This is a genomic window from Leptolyngbya boryana PCC 6306 (genome assembly GCF_000353285.1).
In the GTDB taxonomy this organism is placed as follows: Bacteria; Cyanobacteriota; Cyanobacteriia; order Leptolyngbyales; family Leptolyngbyaceae; genus Leptolyngbya; species Leptolyngbya boryana.
In genome coordinates this window covers 715,516-738,106 of sequence record NZ_KB731324.1, presented here as the reverse complement: position 1 = coordinate 738,106, position 22,591 = coordinate 715,516, and the positions used below count along the sequence as shown (strand labels likewise).

Annotated in this window: 17 protein-coding genes; 10 read left to right on the top strand and 7 right to left on the bottom strand. The window is 47.7% G+C overall.

The annotated features are described in order from the left end of the window. The first annotated feature begins 80 nt into the window (after positions 1-80). The 4 genes from LEPBO_RS0103455 (at position 81) to LEPBO_RS0103440 (ending at position 6,567) form a co-directional block, all read left to right on the top strand. Entirely contained in the window at positions 81-446 is a 366-nt protein-coding gene (locus tag LEPBO_RS0103455) for a response regulator transcription factor (RefSeq protein ID WP_071596139.1), read from the top strand. A 4-nt stretch (positions 447-450) separates the two neighbouring features. After that, a complete protein-coding gene (locus tag LEPBO_RS0103450) occupies positions 451-957 on the top strand; it encodes a chemotaxis protein CheW (protein ID WP_017286139.1) in 507 nt (168 codons plus the stop codon). A 60-nt stretch (positions 958-1,017) separates the two neighbouring features. Continuing rightward, positions 1,018-3,780 carry a methyl-accepting chemotaxis protein gene (locus tag LEPBO_RS36020; RefSeq protein ID WP_081614719.1) on the top strand — a complete coding sequence of 921 codons (2,763 nt, stop codon included), beginning with the start codon at positions 1,018-1,020 and terminating at the stop codon, positions 3,778-3,780. Between the two features lie 96 nt (positions 3,781-3,876). Further along, positions 3,877-6,567: a hybrid sensor histidine kinase/response regulator gene (locus LEPBO_RS0103440; RefSeq protein ID WP_017286137.1), complete on the top strand. Its 2,691-nt coding sequence runs from the start codon at positions 3,877-3,879 to the stop codon at positions 6,565-6,567. Positions 6,568-6,626: 59 nt separating this feature from the next. Here LEPBO_RS0103440 and LEPBO_RS0103435 read toward each other — a convergent pair whose 3' ends face one another. After that, positions 6,627-7,916, bottom strand: coding sequence for an ABC transporter substrate-binding protein (locus LEPBO_RS0103435; RefSeq protein ID WP_017286136.1), 1,290 nt, complete (start codon positions 7,914-7,916; stop codon positions 6,627-6,629). Between the two features lie 80 nt (positions 7,917-7,996). Continuing rightward, positions 7,997-8,734 carry a glutathione peroxidase gene (locus LEPBO_RS0103430; RefSeq protein ID WP_017286135.1) on the bottom strand — a complete coding sequence of 246 codons (738 nt, stop codon included), beginning with the start codon at positions 8,732-8,734 and terminating at the stop codon, positions 7,997-7,999. A 306-nt stretch (positions 8,735-9,040) separates the two neighbouring features. On the opposite strand from LEPBO_RS0103430, the gene LEPBO_RS0103425 reads away from it, so the two are divergent. Then, positions 9,041-14,029, top strand: coding sequence for a translocation/assembly module TamB domain-containing protein (locus tag LEPBO_RS0103425; protein WP_017286134.1), 4,989 nt, complete (start codon positions 9,041-9,043; stop codon positions 14,027-14,029). Here LEPBO_RS0103425 and trxA read toward each other — a convergent pair. The 3 genes from trxA to LEPBO_RS0103410 all read right to left on the bottom strand — a co-directional run bounded on the left by trxA (position 14,026) and on the right by LEPBO_RS0103410 (position 15,572). Then, positions 14,026-14,343, bottom strand: a complete 318-nt coding sequence (gene trxA, locus LEPBO_RS0103420) for a thioredoxin (RefSeq protein WP_017286133.1) — start codon at positions 14,341-14,343, stop codon at positions 14,026-14,028. The genes LEPBO_RS0103425 and trxA overlap by 4 nt on opposite strands. 181 nt (positions 14,344-14,524) lie before the next feature. Next, positions 14,525-14,740, bottom strand: a complete 216-nt coding sequence (locus LEPBO_RS0103415; protein WP_017286132.1) for a Nif11-like leader peptide family natural product precursor — start codon at positions 14,738-14,740, stop codon at positions 14,525-14,527. 139 nt (positions 14,741-14,879) lie between these two features. After that, positions 14,880-15,572, bottom strand: coding sequence for an exopolysaccharide biosynthesis protein (locus tag LEPBO_RS0103410; RefSeq protein WP_017286131.1), 693 nt, complete (start codon positions 15,570-15,572; stop codon positions 14,880-14,882). Between the two features lie 379 nt (positions 15,573-15,951). Between LEPBO_RS0103410 and LEPBO_RS36015 the strand changes: the two genes are divergently transcribed. The 3 genes from LEPBO_RS36015 (at position 15,952) to LEPBO_RS0103390 (ending at position 18,843) form a co-directional block, all read left to right on the top strand. Then, positions 15,952-16,746 (top strand): S-layer homology domain-containing protein, encoded by a 795-nt coding sequence (locus LEPBO_RS36015; RefSeq protein ID WP_197693292.1) that lies wholly within the window; start codon positions 15,952-15,954, stop codon positions 16,744-16,746. Between the two features lie 239 nt (positions 16,747-16,985). Next, positions 16,986-18,296 carry a hemolysin family protein gene (locus tag LEPBO_RS0103395; RefSeq protein WP_017286128.1) on the top strand — a complete coding sequence of 437 codons (1,311 nt, stop codon included), beginning with the start codon at positions 16,986-16,988 and terminating at the stop codon, positions 18,294-18,296. Positions 18,297-18,420: 124 nt separating this feature from the next. Beyond that, the gene (locus LEPBO_RS0103390; RefSeq protein ID WP_026148393.1) at positions 18,421-18,843 is read left to right on the top strand and encodes a GFA family protein; all 423 of its coding nucleotides are present in this window, start codon (positions 18,421-18,423) and stop codon (positions 18,841-18,843) included. Positions 18,844-19,010: 167 nt separating this feature from the next. Here LEPBO_RS0103390 and LEPBO_RS0103385 read toward each other — a convergent pair whose 3' ends face one another. Continuing rightward, on the bottom strand, positions 19,011-19,814 hold the full coding sequence (locus LEPBO_RS0103385) for an inositol monophosphatase family protein (protein WP_017286126.1): 804 nt from the start codon (positions 19,812-19,814) through the stop codon (positions 19,011-19,013). Between the two features lie 107 nt (positions 19,815-19,921). Here LEPBO_RS0103385 and LEPBO_RS0103380 point away from each other — a divergent pair, with 107 nt between their 5' ends. Both LEPBO_RS0103380 and LEPBO_RS0103375 read left to right on the top strand, forming a co-directional pair. Beyond that, positions 19,922-20,506: an endonuclease dU gene (locus LEPBO_RS0103380; protein ID WP_017286125.1), complete on the top strand. Its 585-nt coding sequence runs from the start codon at positions 19,922-19,924 to the stop codon at positions 20,504-20,506. A gap of 129 nt (positions 20,507-20,635) precedes the next feature. Next, positions 20,636-21,517, top strand: coding sequence for a DUF4351 domain-containing protein (locus LEPBO_RS0103375; RefSeq protein ID WP_017286124.1), 882 nt, complete (start codon positions 20,636-20,638; stop codon positions 21,515-21,517). Between the two features lie 342 nt (positions 21,518-21,859). Here LEPBO_RS0103375 and LEPBO_RS0103370 read toward each other — a convergent pair whose 3' ends face one another. Continuing rightward, positions 21,860-22,444: a hypothetical protein gene (locus LEPBO_RS0103370; RefSeq protein ID WP_017286123.1), complete on the bottom strand. Its 585-nt coding sequence runs from the start codon at positions 22,442-22,444 to the stop codon at positions 21,860-21,862. Positions 22,445-22,591: the final 147 nt, after the last annotated feature.

The following is a 22,591-nucleotide window of genomic DNA, read 5'->3' as shown; positions in this document are numbered from 1 at the left end:
GGAAGCATCTCCCCACCTCCCCACTCCCCACCTCTCTACTCCCCACTCCCACCTTTACCCCGCCTAGGCTTTACTAACCGATGATGAGTACAGTTTTAATTGTCGAAGATACCCCGTCAGAACGTGAGCTTCTCAGCCACTACTTACAAGAAAGCGGTTACATCGTGATTGAGGCTGTGAGTGCCAAAGAAGCACTCGACAAAGTTGCAGAACAGAAGCCTGATGTTGTCGTGACGGATGTCGTCATGCCCGGAATGAGCGGCTTTGCACTCTGTCGGGCACTCAAAAAACATCCCGTAACCGAAGATGTCCCAATCATTATTTGCACTTCCAAAAACCAAGATATCGATCGACTTTGGGGGATGAAGCAGGGCGCAGATGTCTACATCACGAAACCATTCACCCGTGACCAGTTTATCCGTGCTGTTCAATCTGTAGGAGGCTGAAGACATGCAAAGTTCAGCAATTACTCTGCGCCCAATCCCAGATCGCTTGGGGCAGATGTATCTCAAATTTGATTTGGGTGCAAAGATTTCTGTTGTCGTTCCAATGACTTATGTGCGAGAAGCGATTTCTCGATCGCTGCAACAACTCACCCCTATGCCTGATATGCCATCTTATGTGCTGGGCCTGATGCATCGTCAGGGACAGGTGATGTGGGTGATTGATCTGGCGAATCTACTCGATGTTGGCGGAATTCCTGCCCCGATTCATTCTCCAGTATCCGCACAGGATTTGCTAATTCTGCGGGTCGGTTCTACCTCTTTTGCGATCGCCGTTCAACACATTCATGGCTCCATCTGGTTTCCCGCTGCCGATATCCAGCCTTCACTCAGTCATGCAACTGCAAGATTCTCACATTACTTAAGCGGGTGTGTGTTGCAAAAACAGGAAGTGTTATTTGTCTTGGATGCTGAAGCGATCGTTCAGTCGCCGAACTTTCAGCCTCAAGCTTAAACCATCAAGCTTCAACAATATTGCCCGATTCACGTTCTCCCCAAGATACTTACTTGACTCATGGTTGATCAATTGTCTTCTACAAATTCAAGAGTGTTCCCGACTCAATCTGCCTATACAATGGCGGATGCTGCGCGATTGCAATCGCGTCGCGCCTTGCCCGACTGGCTCAATCGCATGAGCTTAAAGCAAAGAACTGCACTCTTAGCAGTTGTACTCAGTACAGTTCCGATTGCGACGATGGGCGCGATTAATTACGTTCTCGCAGATCACGCAATCACACAGCAAGTGACTGGCGCACAGCAATTAGCTGCAACTCGACTGAGCGATTTGATCAGTCGATACATGTCACAGCGCTATGCAGAAGTTCAAGCGTTGGCAAACTTCCCATTGCTGAGCGAAACTGCTCCCCGGAATGCAACCAGCCAAGCAGATAGGAATGCTGCCCTCACCCGCATCGCTCAAGCCTATGGCAACTACAGCGATGTTGCCATCTTTGATCTCGATGGCAATGTGCTTGTGCAAGCAGGCGATCGCTCAAATTCCAATCAAATCGGTCAAGCTTACTTTCAAGAAGCCATTCGCAATAACCGTGCTGGAATTAGTCAACCGATGATAAGCGCGGATGGAAAACGCACTGAAGTCTTTCTCACAGCTCCAGTGCGAGATACTCAGACCGGAAGAACAATCGGGATTGTGCGGGCGACCTTACCACTCGAGAAAATGTCTGACCATCTCGTGACCTACACGCTGATTGGGCGAGAATACAGCATCATTGATCCAGCGACAAATCGAGTCATTCTCACCTCGCGTCCAGAGCGCTTTAATCAAGAAGCGCCCGCCATATTTCCTGAATTTTCGCAGATTGCATCTGCGGCAAAAGTGAATACAAGATCGGTGAGTGAATCTCAAGGAGCGTACATTTTCACGTATAGTCCTTGGACAAAGTTAGACAATCTGCCGGAACTAAACTGGCATTTGGTACTCGGGAACAACGTTGAGAATGCCTTTAAGAGCCGTAAAACTCTGCTCATTGCTTTAGCGACGAGTAGCGTGATTGTAACTGTGATTGTCGGTTGGATTGCAATGATCCTAGCAAATCGCCTCACTCGTCGAATTGTGTCAGTTGCAAAAGCTGTGCAGCGCATTGGGCAAGGGCAACTCGATACGCGACTGCGAATGGTTGGTGATGACGAGATTACTTTGCTCGGGAGCAATATCAATTACATGGCAGGGCAACTGCAAAAGCTGATCTTTGAACAAACGCAGACCTCACAGAACTTGCAGCGATTGAATGAAGCAACTTTCAATATTCGCAAGACTTTAGACTTCAATTTGATTATGCAAGCGGGGGTCAATGAAGTTCGCAAGCTCATTGATGTCGATCGCTCAATTGTCTACTTATTTGATGAGCACTGGAAAGGTCGAATTGTCGCAGAATCTGTTGGGTTAGAGTTTTCTGCAGCATTAGGCACTCAGATTACAGATCCCTGTTTTGCAGAGCATTTCATCGAGAAGTATCGGAAAGGGCATGTGCAAACGATCTCGAATATCGCAGATGCGGATCTCGACCCGTGCTATCGCGGGCAGTTGGAAGCGTTCCAGGTGAAAGCTAACATTGTTGCTCCAATGGTTGTCGATGGCAATTTGATCGGGCTATTAGTTGGGCATCATTGCACGGCTCCGCACTACTGGGAGTCTTGGGAAATTAACTTGTTCACTCAGATTGCAGTGCATTTAGGCAATGCGCTGGAGCAAGTAAAGCTCACCGAGCAGCAGCAGCGAGTGACAAGTATTCAAGCCCTAGCAGAAGAACGTCAGCAAACTCAAGAAGCCTTACAAACTCAACTCCTGCAACTGCTGCGCCATGTAGAGCGGGCGGCCATGGGAGATTTGACTGTGCGGGCGGATGTGACAACGGGCGAGATTGGGACGGTGGCAGACTTCTTTAACTCGATCGTAGAAAACCTCCAGCATTTAGTCGGGCAAGTGAAAGAAGCGTCGCTCCAGGTCAATTCTTCACTCGGGAGCCACGAATATGCCGTGCGCGAGTTGGCGCATGATGCGCTGAAACAGGCGGAGGAAACCTCGGCAACCGTTCAATCGGTGCAGAAAATGATGGAATCGATCGAAGCGGTGGCTCAAAGTGCGCAGAAAGCTGCAGAAGTCAGTCGAACGGCAGCCGTGACCGCAGAAACAGGTGGAACTGCAATGGAGTTGACGGTACAGCAAACCTTAGGATTGCGGCATACGATCGGAGATACTGCGAAGAAAGTCAAACGGTTGGGAGAATCTTCGCAGCAGATTTCTAAAGCGGTCTCGTTGATTAATCAAATCACGGTTCAGACGAACTTACTTGCGATTAATGCTGGAATTGAAGCAGCACGAGCGGGCGATGACAGCCAGGGATTTGCAGCGATCGCGGAAGAAGTCGCGGCGCTAGCCGCACGGGCAGCGGACGCAACTCATGAGATTGAACAGTTAGTTGCAGGGATTCAAAGAGAAACGAATGATGTCGTCGAAGCGATGGAAGAGGGAACATCTCAGGTCGTTGAGGTGACGCACTATGTCGAAAACGCGAAGCAAAGTCTAGAACAGATTGTCTCTGTCTCGCATCAGATTGATCAGTTGGTGCAGTCTATCTCAACGGCGACGGTTTCCCAGGTTGAAACGTCTCATACGATTACGAATTTGATGCAGGATATTGCTCAGATTGCAGAGCGGACTTCTGATTCGTCGGTTGAGGTGTCAAATTCACTGCGGAAGACGGTAGACATTGCTCAAGAACTTCAACAATCGGTTGGGACATTTAAGGTGAACTAGGGGTTTGTCAAGTTGAGCCTGATTCACCTGACTGAACTCCTAGACATTTCGAGAACCTAAATTTTCAAACCCACATCAAACTTTCAATCTTGACCTATGCCAAACGAAAAGGAAAACGAAATCCGGCGGCAGTTTCTAGATGAAGCACAAGAATATATTACGAGCTTGGAAGCTTCGATTTTAGAAATTTCTCAGACGAGCAATGCGACGACTATCAATGCGGCACTCCGAGTCACGCACTCGCTCAAAGGAGGAGCCGCAATGATGGGCTTTAAGTTACTCAGCGAGCTAGCGCATCATCTAGAAGATGCGCTGAAAGTCTTTAAGATCAACGATAGTACCTTACCAGATGCGGAAACTGGGCACTTGTTGCTGCTGGCTGTAAGCTGTCTCTATCAGATTGTTGATTTTGAGCGCTATGGTGAAGCAATTAATCCAACTTGGATTAGTAAAGAAGTTGAGCCAATTTTCACAGCACTGCGATCGCGTTTAGGCGATCCTCAAGATGAAACGGCTGCATCCGTTTTGTCGATGGAGAACAATCAAGACTTAGTTCCTTTGCTGTTTGAAACAGAAGTCGAAGAATGCCTTCAGCGTCTTGAGACTGTCCTTGACAGCCCGAATCAGTCTTGCCTGCGCGAAGAAGCAACCTTACTCGCACAAGAGCTAGGCGGATTAGGCGAGATGTTGCAGCTGCATGATTTTAGTCAGCTTTGTGACACGATCGAGCAACAGATTGCTACCGCTTCAAATGATTTACTCATTTTTGTTACACGGGCTGCACTGCAAACTTGGCGACGTGCACAGGTTTTAATTTTAGCAGGGCAGCTTGATCAGATTCCTCTGGAAATGGATGCAGTTGAAATTAATCCAACGATACCTGCACAAGTTGTACAAACGATTTCGGCCACGGCTGACGTTGAAGACCCCAACACCACTGTGAGAGTTTCACTGCGTCAGTTGAATCATTTACAAGATTTGTTTGGTGAATTGACGATCGATCGCAACGGGCTGGATCTGAATTTGAAACGACTCCGAGGTCTAATCCGCCAGTTATCTCAACGACTTCAGACGTTACAGCATGTCAATTATGAGCTAAGAACCGTTTACGATTCTGTTGCTTTGACAAACGCCCCTGTTGCCGTTGCATCTGTGAGAAGTAGTTCGCTACTCACAGAGTTTGATCGGCTAGAAATGGATCAATACACAGACATTCATTTGCTCTCTCAGCAAGTCATCGAAACGATTGTGCAATTGCAGGAAGTTGCAGATGATCTCAGTTTAGGCTTAGACGAGACTGAGCAGAATGCTCGAAATTTAACAAAATCCTCAAAGCAACTGCAATCTGGATTTACGCGCCTGAAGATGCGACCTTTAGCAGAATTGGTCGATCGCTTTCCGCGAGCTTTGCATGACTGGTGTGTGGAATATGGCAAGCAGGCAAAATTGACGATCACAGGGGAGTCGATTTTGCTCGATCGCAGTGTGATCGAAACGTTGCAAGATCCCTTACTGCATCTGCTCCGAAATGCCTTCGATCATGGAATTGAAACGCCGGAAGCTCGAATTGAGCGCGGTAAGTCTCCAGAAGGTCGGATTGAGATTCAAGCCATGCAGCAAGGTAATCGGACGTTGATTACAGTTCGAGATGATGGCGAAGGTATTGCGATCGACAAAATTCGCGATCGCGCGGCTCAGATCGGACTCGATCCGGCTTTACTTGAAGTTGCGAGTGAAACAGAATTACTGTCTCTGATCTTTGAGCCTGGGTTTAGTACGAGCGATCGTGTCACTGAACTATCCGGGCGCGGGGTCGGCATGGATGTTGTTCGCACACATCTGCAACAGATTCGGGGCGAGATTACGATTAATACTCAAGTCGGAGTCGGCACAACCTTTACACTATCTGTTCCAGCGACGCTCTCCACTGTGCGCGTAGTCCTTGCGGAAAGTCATGGCATGTTGCTAGCAATTCCGAGTGAAGCGATTGCTGAAGTTACGATCTTTGAACCAGAGCAGGTGATTCAAACTGGAATTGGCGAAGCGATCGAGTATCAGGGGCAGCCGATTTCTCTGATTCGACTCCAGCGACATCTGAACTTCAACTGTATTCGTGCTCGACATAGCTATGAAACACCTCCTCTGCTGCACTCTGAAAGTGTCGTCATCATCCAGCAAGGCGGAAAACTGACAGCGCTACAAGTCGATCGCTGTTGGACGGATCAAGAAGTCACTGTACGATCGCTCTCCAACCTCTTACCTCTGCCTTATGGCTTTAATGGTTGTGCAATCTTGGGCGATGGGCGCGTGGTGCCGTTGGTGAATGTTCCAGAGTTCTTATATCAGGTTACGGCTCCGCCTAGCCAACCTTCTTTACCTGCCTTATTGAGTGCGGCTTCCAGCGTTTCTTTGCCGACTTTGCCAAGTGTTCTCGTGGTCGATGATTCGATTAATGTGCGACGATTCCTAGCATTGACGCTTTCTCGATCGGGCTATCAAGTCGAAGAAGCGAAAGACGGACAAGATGCGATCGAGCGATTAGAAGCAGGTTTAGCCGTGCAAGCGATCGTCTGTGATATTGAGATGCCCAGGTTAGATGGATTTGGGTTACTGACAAAATTAAAAGCAAATCAGAAGTTCAATCATATCCCGGTGACGATGCTGACTTCTCGAAGTGGAGATAAGCATCGTCAGCTCGCGAATCAGCTTGGTGCGGCGGCTTATTTCTCCAAACCATACAACGAGCAAGTCCTGTTGCAGACCTTAGATCACTTGATTCATGCGTAAAACAAAACCCGCCTAAGCGGGTTCATCCCATTGCTGGAAATTGATTGAAAAAGTTCTGTTTACGATCGAGCATTCCAAGTCTGAGCTGCATCACTCAAAGCTTGATCAACGGTCTTCTGTTTCAGCATTGCTGCTTGCAGATTTTCGTAAATGGTTTGCTGCAAAGTCTTGATGTTCTTAATCACAGGAATCAGGACTTCTGCTTCTTTGAGTTGTCCAGCACTCACGACTCTAGCTTTGTCGATGCCAGTTGCATTCTCAGGTAATTTTGTGAAATAAGGATCTTCGGCTGCTTTTACAGTCGAAGGCAACACATTCGCCGCTTTGGCAAATTCAAGCTGATTGGCATTATTGGTCAGAAACAGTGCAAACTTCAACGCCGCATCGGGTTGATCGGTATCCCTGGGAATCGCGACATTCATCACCGCTACATTTTTCTTGCGCGTATCGCCTGTGATTTGAGGCGCAGATTCTGAAGCTTGCGCGATCGTCGGGGCATTTTTCGCGATCGATTTCAAAAATTCGGCTCCCGATGCCAAAATCGCCGTATTGCCTTGTTGATAAAGATCGATCGCATGACGATGCCCTTCGGTTAACACTTCTTTCGGCATCAAGCCATTCTGATAGAGATCCACCCAATACTGAAACGCCGCTTTCCCTTGAGGCGAATTAAAAGCTGCTTTGCCCTGGTCATCAACCAGCTTCACTCCCATTTGCACAAAGGATTCCATCACTTCACCAGAATCACTAGGAACAACGGTTGCGAAAAAGGCGTATTTTCCAGTTTTCTCTTTGATCTGCTTTGCGGCTTGTGCAAGTTCAGCGTAAGTCGCAGGCGGTTTTGTAATGCCTGCTTTTTTCAGCAGATCCGTGTTGTAAATGGCAACGCGCGTCGTCAGATACCAAGGAATCCCAAACGTTTTGCCATTTAAGGTGCTCGCTTGCCAAATTCCAGGAAAATATTGATTTTTTACATCGGCTGGAATCTTTTCATCAAGCATCATCCAGGCATTGCGCTCAGCAAGCTGTGAGGCAAATCCAGGATTGAGATTGACAACATCCGGAGCCGTCTTTGCCGCAACCGACGTTAAAATTTTTCGCTCCATTTCTGCCCAAGGCACATCTGTCCAGCGAACTTTAACGCCAGGATTTTCCTGTTCAAACTTTGCAAACAAAGATTTGAAATAGTCATCAAACTGCGGACTCAGTTGCATCGTCCAAAAATCAATTTGCCCTGTGGCTGAAGTCCCCGCATTTGGCGTACCTCCGCCACAACTCACCAGCCAACTGAGAACAACCCCCAATAGCGAAAAAATCGCAAATGTCTTCCAAGTTCTACTTTGACGCATGAATTTGATCAAAAAATGACAGGACTCGATTGTAGTTCATCACTTTACCGAGTCCTGTCATTTCTTGAAACCGCAATGGCTTAGTTCGCGCCTAAATAAGCTGCTAGATCTTCAGACCCCCCAATCAAGTTGCCTTCAACGAAGACTTGCGGAACCGTTGAAGCACCCGTGACTGCTCGTAAAGTCCGAGGGCTAGCATCGCGCCCTAAAACAATTTCTTCGTAGTCGAATCCGCGATCGCTGAGCATCTGCTTCGCTTTTGCACAGAACGGACAACCAATTTTAGTAAACAGTGAAATTGCTTTGGGCTTCTCGGCTGTTTCATTGATGTATTTCAGCATCGTGTCGGCATCCGATACTTTGAATGGATCGCCCGGTTCTTCAGGTTCGATGAACATTTTCTCGATCGTGCCATCTTTCACCAGCATGGAATACCGCCAGGATCTTTTCCCAAATCCCAGGTCGCTTTTATCGACCAACATGCCCATGCCATCTGTGAATTCGCCGTTCCCATCCGGAATCATCCGAATGTAGTCTGCGTTTTGATCTTTGCACCATTCATTCATGACAAATGCATCATTGACAGAGATGCACACAATGTCATCGACTCCATTCGCTTTGAACACTTTTGCAAGTTCGTTATAGCCAGGAACGTGCGTAGATGAACAGGTTGGGGTGAAAGCTCCGGGAAGTGAGAACACGATCACGGTTTTTCCTGCAAATAACTCGTGAGCGGTCACGCTGACCCACTCATTGTTCTCCCGAGTGCGGAACGTGACATCTGGAACTTTTTGCCCTGAGCGATCGACGAATGCCATAACTTTTTTCCTAGCGGTTATTAACTTTACCCTTAAATCGTACTCGGAATGACTTCGAGTTGTCAAGAAAAAAGATGAACGTGTGTAGCAGTCGTAGATTCGGGTAGGGATGGAGCGCCATTTCCCCGACTCTCCACTCCCCTAACGTGCAAGATCCTCATCAATCCATCAGAAGTGATAGAGTACGAGCGTTCATTCCGATCAGCCCGAAGCCAGACAGTAGCAAGAGATTCTGTCAAATTATTTGCACCAGAGTTTCTTGAGGTGTGGTAACTATAGATTGGCTTTCTATCTCTGTTCGAGCCGATGACTCAAGCCCCTGATCCAAATAATCGCCCCCAATCTCCTGCCCGTCGCCGGTTGTGGCTCACGCTGCTTGGACGAGTCGGACTCCCGATCGCAGTTCTGGGTGCAGTCGGAATTGCGTACGGAATTTGGTATGGGTCAAAATTTGTACAAGAAGATCTTGCGCCGCTCGTTCAGAATAACTTGAGTGAATTGCTCGATCGTCCGGTGGAATTAGGACGAGTTGAGCGCTGGTCACTCACCGGATTACAGTTTGGCAAAAGCTCGATTCCAGCCACGAAAAATGATCGCGATCGCGCCTCAGTCGATCAGGTACAAGTCGGATTTAATTTGCTGCAAGTCTTGTTGGCTCGCAAATTGAACTTGGATATTACCTTAGTTCAGCCGGATGTGTACTTGGATCAGGAGAAAGATGGAGCCTGGGTTAAAACTCAGATCAAAGCCCAGGAAGAAGAAGGATTTATCAAAACTGAGCTTCAGAGAATTCGCTTCAAAGATGCCAATGTAGAACTCGATCCATTTCCAAAAGCTCGTCAGCAAAGAATTCCCGTCACATTGACGCAAGTTGAAGGCGTGGCGAATTTCTTTGATAACAGTCGTCGGATTGCTTATGACTTAGATGGCAAATCGACAAAAGGTGGCGAGTTTGATATCAAAGGCGAAACCATTGTCAAAAACGGCTTGAATTCTAATCTCGACATTCGAGGACAGAATTTTTCAGTCACGGAGATCGATCGCTTAGTCAAACTTCCGATTAATTTACCGCAAGGTCGAGCAAATGGGGCGGTCAATGTTCAGATCCGACCCGATCAGCGCACGATCGTCAAAGGCAGCGCTAGTTTCAAAGATGTGACCGTTCAGATTCCACAACTGCCTCAAGCGTTTGCAAAGTCAGCCGGAAACTTACAGATCGATGACACCTTAATCACACTTGAGCAAGTCACCTCTCAACTTGGAAAAATTCCAATTACAGGGAACGGCAAAATCGATACTGAGAAAGGCTTCAATGTTGCTGCGAATGTAAAGGCAGTGAGCATTGCAGATTTCTTTGACACGTTCAACGTCGAACTGCCTTTTGCGGCGGCTGGTGAAGCAACCGCAGAAGTAAAAGTGACAGGAGCCATTGACGCTCCCGTGATTACAGGTCGAGCGAGAACAACGAAAATCGCCAGCGTCGATCGCATTAATCTCACACAAGCAAGCACTGATTTTCGTCTAGATAGCAAAACTCTGAATCTCGCTCTGAATAACATTCGAGCGATTCCGGAAGTCGGTGGAGAAGTTGTGGCAAGTGGTACGCTGGATTTAAATGCACCCCAGTCGATCGCCGTCAATTATCAAGCTCGCAACCTTCCCGGAGATGCGATCGCGAAACTCTATAATTCTGGAACTTTACCGATCACAGTTGGACGGGTGAATGCCCGTGGGCAGGTGATTGGACGCTTAGATCAAGTGCAGACGATCGCTCAGTTTCAAGCCCCCGAAGCCACTTATCCAGGCGTGGGTGAAGTGGTCGTGACCGGCGGCAATACGATTGTCCGCAATGCTGTGTTCCAAGTTGCAGGCGGAACGGTCACGGCTCAAGGTCGAACGTTGAATGGACGTTGGCAAGGAACTGTGCAAGCCTCGAATGTGCAAGCAAGCCAGTTTTCGCCTCAGATTCAGGGTGTCATTAATGGAAATGCTCAGCTTGCTGGATCATTAACGAATGTTAGCCCAGAAAAGATTCAGGCACGGGGACAAGCTCGACTGACCAATGGGAATAGTTTTATCAATGCTGACTTTAATGCGATCGCGGGACGATGGCAGGCAGACACTCAGATTGCGGGCATTGCACTGAGACAGTTTTCACCGGATCTGCGAGGAGATCTGAGTGGGAATGTCAGAGTTGCAGGATTGATCAACGATCTGCGTCCCGATGCAATTCGCGCGGATGGACAAGTGAGATTGTCTCAAGGCATTTCATTGATTGATCAGCCGCTTGTGGCGCAAGTCAACTGGGATGGTCAGAAGCTTAACATTCCCCAAGCAACGGCTCCAGGATTTCGTGCAAATGGCACGATTTTGGCAAATGTGCAGGGAACTCCTCAAATCACAGGCTTGGATTTGAACATTCGAGCCACGAACTATGCGCTGTCTAATCTGCCAATTCCCCGTCCGCCTGTGACGCAACTGACGGGTGCAATCGATTTAGTCGGACGAATTACGGGCACGCCGGATAGTCCAAACGTGGTGAGCAATGTTGCAGTCAAAAACTTTTCGCTGAATGGGATTACGTTCGATCCATTGCTCAGAGGAACATTAAATCTGTTACCCAGAGGCTTTGATCTCAAAGTAGCAGGCATTCAAGATCGAATTGCATTGGATTTAGATCCCACCTTCCGACCGCGATCGCTCAATGTTCAGCGCGGGGCATCGACCTTAGCCGGAAAGACCGTTGGCAATGTTTTCCAAGTTGCGATTAATCAATTTCCGATCACTGGACTTGTTCTACCTGGAGTCAATCTTGCGCCTTATGGTGGCATCGGTGGAACTTTAGCGGGAACACTCAACATTGATCTCGACCAATTGCGCGTCTTGAATGGGAGAGCCTCGATTCAGAACTTCCGGCTCGGCTCTTTCCAAACCGATGTAGCTGCAACAACGTTTGTCAATCGCAATAATGTCTTTGAATTTAGCGAGACCGTGCTGACGAGAGGAGAAAGTCAGTACAGAATTTCCGGCAATGTAGACTTGAGAACTCAACCGAGATTTAATGGTGAAATTGCCATTGCCCAAGGCAGAATCGAAGATGTACTCGGTGGCTTACAGTTCTTCGATCTGCAAGATTTTACACGGGGCGCACAGCCTCCAAGTTACGATCGCGCATCTGCTCTGAACCCTGTGCCCGTTGGCAATCCTCAAGCTCCTTTGTTCGATCAACTGCGCCGCTTTGCTGAAATCAACGAGCTATTGAAGCTCAACGCTCAAGCCATTCAGAACAATCGCATTCCTCAAATCGCTGATCTACGCGGAAACTTCGGTGGAACGATTAAAATTGCAGCTTCCCTGGATCAAGGCGTTCAAGCCGATTTTGATCTCAGAGCACAAGCGGTTGAATTCCGCCCTTATCCCTCATTCTTGACCGTGACAGAGGGCAAGCTGCAACCGATCAACGATCGCGTACTCAAAGCGGAGAGTGTGATTGCCCTCGGCAGGCTCGACAATGGCATTGTCACTCTAGAGCCTTTAAGAATTCAATCTGGGGATTCTCAAATCAATCTAACCGGGCAGTTTGGGGGCGAAACGCAGTTCGGACAGTTGGAAGCACGCAACTTACCGATCGCGGCGATTGAACCGTTCTACCCGCTGCCGCTCGGGATTGATGGCAATCTCAATGCCAGTGTCACCGTCAGTGGATCGCGGACAAATCCCTCGGCAGTTGGACAGATTCAAGTCACAGATGGTTTCCTCAACGGCAAAACAGTTGAATCTGCGGTTGGCAACTTTAGCTATACCAACTCTCGACTGAGCTTTGGCAGCAACATTGGCTTAGTTGCAACTGAGCCGATTTTGATTGAAGGCAGTTTTCCGTACCAGTTCTTACCCGATAGTGTTCGCCCTGATAGTAGTGATATCAGCCTGAATGTCAATGTCAAAAATGAAGGCTTAGCCGTGCTGAATGTCTTTGTTCCACAGCTTGCCTGGCGAGGGGGACAAGGAACCGTCCAACTGAATGTCAGTGGAACCTTGCTGCGTCCGAGAGTCATTGGATCAATTCAGGTTGCCGATGCCACAATCGAAGCAACTGCGCTGCAAGAGCCAATTACAGGCTTAACAGGCAATATTCAACTGAATGGCGATCGCTTGACGATCGACAGTCTGCAAGGACAGTTCAACCAAGGACAACTGATTGCCAAAGGAACCTTACCGATTTTTCTAGAAAGTAGTGCTGATCCAGAAAATCCGTTGCAATTAGTCCTCGATCGCTTAGCTATCAATCGTAAAGGACTGTATCAAGGCGGAGTGTCGGGTAATATCACAGTCACCGGAACTGCCTTTGCACCCGAAATTGGTGGACAAGTTGAACTGGCAAATGGACAGGTTCAACTCCCAGATAATGCTGCGAGTTCTGCTCAACCACCTGCGAGTCCTAGTCAGCCGGACAATCAGACAAATCTAACCTTCAGAAACTTAAACATTGTCTTAGGCAATCGCCTGCAAATTGTCAGCGCCCCCTTGATTAATTTTCTGGCAACTGGAACCTTGAGCGTCAATGGCACGCTGAATGCTCTCAGACCGGAAGGAACAGTGCGCCTGAGAAGTGGACAAGTGAATCTGTTTACAACGCAATTTGTATTAGAGCGAGGCTATCCTCAAACGGCGGTGTTTGAGCGCGATCGCGGGCTAGATCCGATTCTGAATATTCGGTTAATTGCTTCTGTACCAGAAGTAACGCGTAGTCGCATCGCCACACCTGGAACCGCAGAATTTACAGACGATTCACTCTTTGCTTCGAGTCTCGGCGCATTCCGAACTGTGCGAGTTCAAGCGAATGTGACAGGACCTGCTAGCCAAATCTTTCAGAATCTAGAACTCACGAGTAGTCCTAGCCGAAGCACAAGTGAGATTGTTTCGCTGATTGGCGGTGGATTTGTCAATACGCTTGGACGGGGAGATAGTCCGTTAGGAATTGCTAACCTAGCAGGCTCAGCGTTGTTAACGAATATTCAAGGCTTTATTGGCAATGCGATCGGACTCAGCGATTTTCGATTGTTTCCCACGTTATTGAGAAATGAAGAGCGACGAGAATCGAGTCTTGGATTAGCCGCGGAGGTGGGAGTGGATATCACTCGCAATCTTTCTGCATCAGTATTGCGAGTGCTGACTGCGGATGAACCCACTCAATTCGGTCTTCGTTACCGCATTAACGACAATTTCCTGTTCCGAGGCTCAACAGACCTCTCTGGTCAAAACCAAGCCGTACTAGAGTACGAACTAAGATTCTAGAGGAACGTCCGGACGCGATCGACGAGTTGATTCGGTCGAATCACACCTTCGATCTTATCGACTGGCTGGGATTCCTTGAATAACACCAGGGTGGGTAATGCTGTGATACTGTACTGACTAGCGATTTCAGGATACTTATCTACATCGATCTTAACGATTTTTACTGTGCCGTCTAAATCGTCTTTTGCGAGATCGAGAAACCCTGACATCATTTGGCAAGGACCGCACCAAGTCGCGTAGAAGTCTACAAGAATCGGTGTCTCTGAACCCGTCAGTAATTCCTCAAAGCTGTTAAATTGCTGCTTTGTAGCCATTTGAGCCTATTTGCCTCCAATACCGTGTTCTACTACACTAGCGCGTCCAGTCAAAACCGTCTCAACAGAGAGAGTAGAGATTTATGAACGAAGAAGCACCCTAGTACTCATCTACTAAATCCGTCAAAATTTCATGCTAACAATGGCCGAGAGTTGCCTCTCTGCCATTGTGTCCAGTTCTCTACCGAAGTAGTGCTTTTACTAGCTTTGGATGTAACTGTTCGGGATCAAATTGCGGTTCATTGGGCGGATAAAGCTCTTCTTCCGCAAAAGCAAACCCGTATTCCTGACTGAGCGCGACTAGTTCTTTTGCCCGCTCACAGGTTTTCAGTTTTTCTTGGAGTTCAGCATTCGTTTTCGCGGTTTGGGCAAACGATTTGATTTGATTTGCAGCCATGTTGACCTCTTGGTTTGTCTTTCTACAAATATCGAATCGCCCCGTCCGTTTCTGATTTTAAGCAGAACTTCCAGCGATGGTGCATCAATTTCTATTAAAAAATTGCTGCTAAATCAGAAGAAGCATGAATTTCTAAAACTTAACGCCCTAATGCACCTTTGATCATATCGAGGAGACTCGTGCCACCAAACGCGATCGCGAGCAAAATCGAAGACGACAGAATAAACCCACACACGCAGAGAACGAGTCCACCGAGACTAATGGCTCCGTCATCATCTAGCAAGCCAAAGCCCGTGACAAAGATCCCCATCGCTGGCAGTGTATTGGTGCCGGGAATAGGAATCATCATCGAAATTGACATCAGAGAGATTGCTAAGCCAATGACTGTGCGACCAGGAAGACTGGTACAAACCTGAGTCAAGCGCGGACGAGAAATCGATTCAATCCGTCGTAGCCAAGGCAATCCTACTTTGAGGACTTGGCGAACTTGCTTTAATGCAAAGCCATGATTCTGCCAACTGTTGGGAAACCAAGGTTGATCTCGTCCAGCTAGCAACTGTACAGCTAATAGCAACATCGCAATTCCAAAAGGAACCGAATAGCCTGGAGCCGGAATCGGGAGAGCAGATGGAAACGACAGCAGCACAAAGAGAAACCCAAAAGTACGCTCTCCTGCGAGGTCAAGAATGTCGTTCAAAGTAACTTTGACATCGCTAGAACGGTGATCGGTTGGAAGATTTGAGGAGTGAGCAATGAGTTCGCTAGCGTCAGGTTGCTGCCAACGATCGTTGTCAAAGAAAAATCTTTCAAGTTCGCTGGAAAGGGTAGCCATAAGGATTCTGCGAAGGATGGGGTGTAGTTATAAAACGCCGAGACAGACGAGACAAATCTACAAGACTTGGGCACAAACTGACCTAGCGATAGGAATATCCCTTGCAAATCTTAATTTGAAAAGATCCTTAAAGACAAAAAAGACACAATTTCGCTGATCATGCCTTGACGATAAATTCGCCGTCTTCTTCAGCAGAAATTTCCGGAGGATCTAAGGTCCAAGTCGATCTTTGATATATCCAATAAGCCGAGATCAGCATAATTCATACCGATCAATCCTATGAAATGACTGTGGCAGTTACTCAAGACAATAGCTTGACCCTAACACGACTGCCAATTTGACTTTGAGAGTCTAGCCAATGTTGATTTGGAGAAATACGATGAAATCTTTCATAACTACGATCGCTGTGTTTGGCTCTGTCTGCTCAATGCTAGTTCCTCTGGTACAGACCGAGACTGCGATCGCCGCTCCATCTCTGCTTCATCTGAATCAATCTGTACGCATCCAGCCTCAAATCTTAGCCTTTACAGATATTAGCGGTGTTGATGGCGAAACTGAAATTCGCCAACTTGCCCAATTAGGCGTTCTCGAACCCGCTTCTGGTGGGTTTCGACCCCGATCTTCGATTACACGGGCTGAGTTTATCACTTGGTTAGTCAAGTCTTACAATGCCTTGCAAACGCACAACGTTCGCAAACCGACGCTGATTCGCCTGCCGGATCGATCTCGTTCTGCCTTTCGGGATGTTTCCCCCTCCCATCCTGCTTTTCGGTACATTCAAGCGGCTTATGATGCAGGATTTCTAGCGGGATATGAAGATGGGACATTTCGACCAGATGCGGTCTTAACCCGTGAAGAGATGATTGTCCTCAAATCGCCTGTTGATTCTCGCGGTAGTGGCAATAGCAGCCGTTCAGCCGAAAGCTTGCGGAACTTCATTCAGCGAACTAAAGGATTTCAGGATGCCGATCGCATGAGTGAGCGTTACCTCACCCATATTGCTTTTGATTTGGGCAATGCTGCGAGTGGAAGGAATTTTGAGCGCGTCTACGGGGCGAGATCCCGCTATGAACCGCAAAAAGCTGTCAGCAGAGCCGAGGCAGCCGTTGCGCTCTCTCAATTTAGACGAGCTGGAACAGCCGCACAGGCGATCGAAAAGCTCAATCGCAGATAGTTCATATCCATTGAAACAGCATTGCGGAGTTACACACAGCTGAGACAGACGATACAAATTGAAACGATTTGGGTAGGAACTGACTTGTGAGGTGGACTATCTATCGCAAGTCTGAATTTGACAACGGGAAATCGCAGTTAGAGCAATCCGGATGAGCAACTGATGCGCGCGAAAAGGCGACAAACTCTTCCAGTGAGAATATATTGATTAGAGTTGATACCTATAGTGGCTTGCTCCCTATGAACTCCGTCGTCTTTGAAATCCTCATTATCCTGGTGCTGATCTTTGCAAACGGTATCTTCGCAATGTCAGAAATTGCGATCGTATCGGCTAACAAGATTCGACTTCAGCAGCGCGCCGAGAACGGAGACACCAAAGCAAGAACAGCACTTGCCCTAGCAGAATCGCCCAATCGCTTCCTCGCAACTGTGCAAATCGGAATTACACTTGTGGGGATTTTTGCAGGTGCATTTGGGGGAGCCACTCTGTCTGAAAAGCTCGCTGAAGTGCTGCGAACGATTCCTGCCGTTGCACCGTACAGCCAGGGATTAGCGCTCGGTATTGTTGTCGCTTGCATCACCTATCTTTCCCTCGTAATCGGAGAACTCGTACCGAAACAACTGGCGCTCAATGCACCCGAGCAAATTGCTATAAATGTTGCAAAGCCAATGCGATCGCTCTCAAAGTTCGCTGCCCCGATCGTATCTTTGCTCAGTTTGTCCAGCGATACCTTGATGCGGCTTTTAGGAGTCAGACCTTCGGAAGAGCCACCCATCACTGAAGCAGAAATTCAGGTTTTAATCAGCCAAGGAACCCGAGCAGGTACGTTTCACGAGGCAGAGCAAGAAATTGTTGAACGAGTGTTTGAGCTAGATGATCTGATAGTAGGCGCATTGATGACCCACCGTCGACAGATTGTATGGCTTGATGTGAACCTGCCAGATGCGGAAAATCTAGCGCGAATCAACAACAGTGTGTACTCACGTTTTCCTGTCTGTCAGGGAGATTTAGATACAGTTTTGGGAGTTGTGAAAGTGAAAGAACTCTTCACTCGCTCTAGCACAGGTGAATCGATCAATTTCACTACTGCTTCCAGTGCCCCCTTGTTTATTCCTGAGAACACTCATGCTCTAAAAGTTTTAGAGCTATTTAAGAAGTCAGGACAGCACATGACCTTTGTCGTCGATGAATATGGCGCGATTCAAGGATTAGTCACGCTGAATGACATTATGGAAGCGATCGTCGGTGATTTGCCGTCTGAGCATGTCGAGAATCCGCAAGCGGTGCAGCGTGAAGATGGTTCCTGGTTACTGGATGGAATGTTGTCGATCGAAGAATTCAAAGACCTCTTCGACCTAGAAGATCTACCCCAAGACGATCATCAGTATCACAGTCTGGGCGGCTTTGTGATCACGCGATTAGGACATATTCCGGTTTCTGCAGAACATTTTGAGTGGAACACTCTGCGGTTTGAAGTGATGGATATGGATGGCAATCGTGTGGATAAAGTGCTGGTGAGTCAGCGAAAAGACGGCTCATCTGCAATCTGAGACAAATTTTACTAGAAGGCAAAACCGAGCATCATCATAAAGATTCTTGAAAACATCGAACAAATTAGTAAATTTGTTCGATACGATTGTTGAGCAATTTGAGGACAAAACCGGAGTAGTGCAGATGTCAAATGTTGCCCAAGGTCGCTGCTTATGCCAAGCTGTCAGCTTATCTACGACGAAGATGAATCATCAGATTGGAGCGTGCCACTGTAGGATGTGCAGAAAGTGGGGTGGAAGCGCTTTACTTGTGATCGACTGTGAGAGCGAGGTCAACTTTGAAGGCACTGAAGATATTAGCATTTATCAATCCTCCGACTGGGCAGAACGCGGCTTTTGTCGAAACTGTGGTACTCACCTCTTTTACCGATTGAAGCAGAATCAACAATACTTTATTCCTGTGGGACTGTTTGATGATGCAGAGGATCTGTACTTCGAGCATCAGATTTTTATTGACGAAAAGCCCGACTACTACTCTTTTGCAAATGAAACGCACAATATGACAGGTGCGGAATTTTTTGCACAGGTTGCATCAGAGCGGCAATGAACTGCTCGATCGAATGAGTTAAAACATCTATAGCAGCCTTAGACCCGTTGTGAAGTGGGGAGTAGGGAGTGGAGAATTATTCCTTTAGTGGCTCTCTACTCCCCATTCATTTGAGCATTCACAACTCAAACAGCAGTGCTTCGTCAATCTCAATTGAGTGCCTAAATTTAGATGGGCTTGACTTGGCTCAATTCATGACTTAATTGCTGATGAATCTTGCCGTTCGTCGCCAAAATTCTTCCGGTCTCAAGTTGCACAGGCGACTGGTCGTAAGCTGTCACGAGTCCCCCCGCTTCTTCAACTAATACAACTCCCGCTGCCATATCCCACATTGACAATCCCCGCTCCCAGTATCCATCCAATCGCCCACAAGCCACATACGCTAAATCCAACGCTGCCGCTCCATCGCGACGCACGCCTTGAGTTAAGTGGGTCAAATGACAAAACTCAGCATAGTTCGTATCCGAAGTTTGACGGCGATCGTAAGCAAATCCTGTGACTAGCAGGCTCCGGTCTAATTCTTGGGTCTGAGACACCTGAATGGGTTTCCGATTTTGAGTCGCGCCCAATCCCTTTGCGGCTCGAAATAGCTCTTGATGGATCGGGTTATACACGACTCCAACTTGCGGCACACCTTCAATCAACAACCCGACTGAAACCGCCACAAAGGGATATTGATGAGCATAATTCGTCGTGCCATCGAGTGGGTCGATCGCCCAAAGGAATTCGCTTTGCCGATCGCCCATTTGCCCGGACTCTTCTGCCAAAATCGGATGATCGGGCACATGCCGCTTCAAGACTGCTAAAACTGCATCTTCCGCTGCTTTATCTGCCTCTGTGACTAAATCTCCCGGTCGTCCTTTCTCCCGGATCTCTTGGAGATTCCCCCAATACTGTTGCAAGATTGCTCCAGCGGAAAGCGCTGCTTCGGTGGCAATATCGAGAAAAATTTCCAGATGACGAGAATTCATAAATTCGTGTAATTGAGCCGTCAAAATCATAGATCATACTGGGCAGTTGGTGGGGAGGGTCAGAAACAACCCAAGTAAGATAAAAACAATCTGTGATACCTCGATCGATGAATCTCGAAACTCTACTCGAACAAAATCGTTTAATTCGCGCGATCGGCTTTGACGATGCGCCTTTTATTCGTAAATCTGAGAATCCTGTGCAGATCGCTGGAGTGGTCTGTGCGGGGACTCGATTCGAGGGAATGGTTTGGAGTGAGATTCAACCGGATGGATGGGATGCGACTGAGACAATCACAAAGGTTTTACTCAACAGCAAATTTTTACCGCAACTACACATTGTTTTACTCGATGGGATTTCGCTGGGTGGGTTCAATATTGTGGATTTGCCGACTTTATCGAACGCGATCGCGCTTCCTTGTGTGAGCGTGATGCGCCGCTATCCCAAACTCGAAAAAGTAGAATATGCTTTGAAACGACTTCCTGACCCGGAACGTCGATTAGCCATGATTGCTCGTGCCGGGACAATCTACGAAGCTCATCCGTTTGTCTTTCAAGTTTGTGGTGCAACTCCAGAAATTACAGCAAAAGTTCTCACGCGAGTCACGGATCGAGGGCATGTTCCTGAACCTTTGCGACTCGCACATTTGATTGCTTCTGCTGTGATGAAAGGTGAGAGTGGCAAGCAAGCATAAGTTTGGGAGATGGGAAGTTAGCGACGGAAGCTGAGGTTATCGCTGGTGCTGCCGCCATAGTTTTCAGTAGTCAAGCTATACATCAATCAAAAGCTGATAGACTCTTTGAACTACTCTCTAAAATAGTCCGTGGTCAAAAAAGCTGATATTGGTGGTAAACGTCTTATTAGTCTGGCACCGACTGCTTGGGTGCAATGGGTGACTCAGCAACCCGATGTGATTGCTCAAGAAATCCTCGGATCTGATTTTCAGTGGGTCAGCCGAGAAAATGATGTTTTGGTTAAAGCTTACAGCCCCACGCAGGGAGAGTTTCTGATTCTCAATGAGTTGCAGTTGCGCTACAACGACAAGCTGCCTGTGCGAATGCGAGCCTATGCAGCCCTCGCTGAGGAGAAGTATAGCCTCCCGATTTATCCGGTTTTAATCAACATCTTGCCCCCCGCATCTACAGTCACGATTCTCGATCGCTACGAATCCAACTTCATGGGGCTACAGTCGCGGCAAGATTACCAGGTCATTAATCTATGGGAAATAGAAGCCTCGATCGTCTTTGAGCAATCGCTGAATGCGCTCTTACCCTTTGTGCCCGTGTTGAAGAATGGTGGGGAGACTACAGTGGTACAGCGAGCCTTGAATCAATTGCGCGGGGATCAGCAATTGGTCGAATTGGAATCATTACTGGCATTTTTTGCTAGTTTTGTGTTGGGAAGTGAAATTGTTCGGCAAATTATGAGGTGGGATATGGCAGTACTGCGAGAGTCACCCTGGTATCAGGAGATTTTGCGAGAAGGGGAACGGTTGGGAGAACAGCGAGGAAAACAGGAAGGGCGACAAGAAGAAGGTCGATCGCTGATCTTAAAACAACTCGCCCGTCGAGTCGGTGCCCTTTCACCAGAAACAACTGCCCAGGTTGAGGCATTGTCGATCGAGCAACTCGAAGAATTAGGTGAAGCATTATTAGATTTCACGCAGATCGAAGAGTTGACAGTTTGGTTAGACCAGAACGCCTAAGAGACAGAATCGGCGGCAAGTGCTAAGCCACAAAAATCGCCCTCAGATGTGTCTGAAGGGCGATCGCGACATTCGAGATGAGCTAGCTTTCTAGAAAAGCGATAGCATTCCTAAATTGATCGTGAAAGACACAGTCTGTCGTGCCCCCTAAATCCCCCAAATTTGGTAGACTTCAAGCCAAAGCGTTTTGGATTCTCAAAGTCCCGCATTCTGGGGAACTTAGGGGGCGTTCCCAGATTTCACACCTCAAATCAGATGCAAGACAACCTACCGTGTAAACATCAGGCGATGAAATTGGATAGACACGGTAGGAAGGCATGTAGAAATGTTCTGTCTAAGTCGTTAAGCCTTGGAAATCTGTGCCCAATTTGGAGGAGTATAGTCTGAGTTCATTGCTCGATCGACATACCCTGCTAAATTCGGCAAAGCTTCACTCGCAATCTCTCGCTGAAGAAACTGATTCAGCTTTTGCTCCCAATCACTCGGATAATCTCGAATCACAGGATGCCGAACTGCGATCGTTTGATATTCCGCAGCTTCAATATTCAGAATCATGTCGAGCTTCAGAATCGCCAGAGGACGAATAAATAACCCGATCGCAGCAAGCTGAAACCCTTGATCGATTCCTTTTTGCCGCAAGACTCGAACAAACTGTGCGCCGTTGGGAATTCCATAACAAATTTGACTGCGATCGAGAATGGCTTCGACTTCAATGTTGTAGCCTTGGGTCAAGCCTGCCTCTAGAGTCATGCCATCATATTGCTGCTCTGGATGCGGCAGGTAAATTGTAATTTGCTGCACAGATCCATCCGTTGCATTAAGCTGACGTGTGAGATATCCCACATGACTTTCGCGATCGCACAAATGAACCAATGCCATATTCAAGACATATTGCTCGAAGCGGGGAATGCCTAATAGCGTGAGCATAATGCTCCTCAGTATTTTGTAGGGTTGACGAGCGAGCCACTCGGATATTCAACACTCAGGCGATTGCTCCCCGCGACAATCTCTCGAACCCTTGCTGCTTCCGAAGCTGAAATTATACTGAACCTTATGTGCGATCGCGCTAATCCT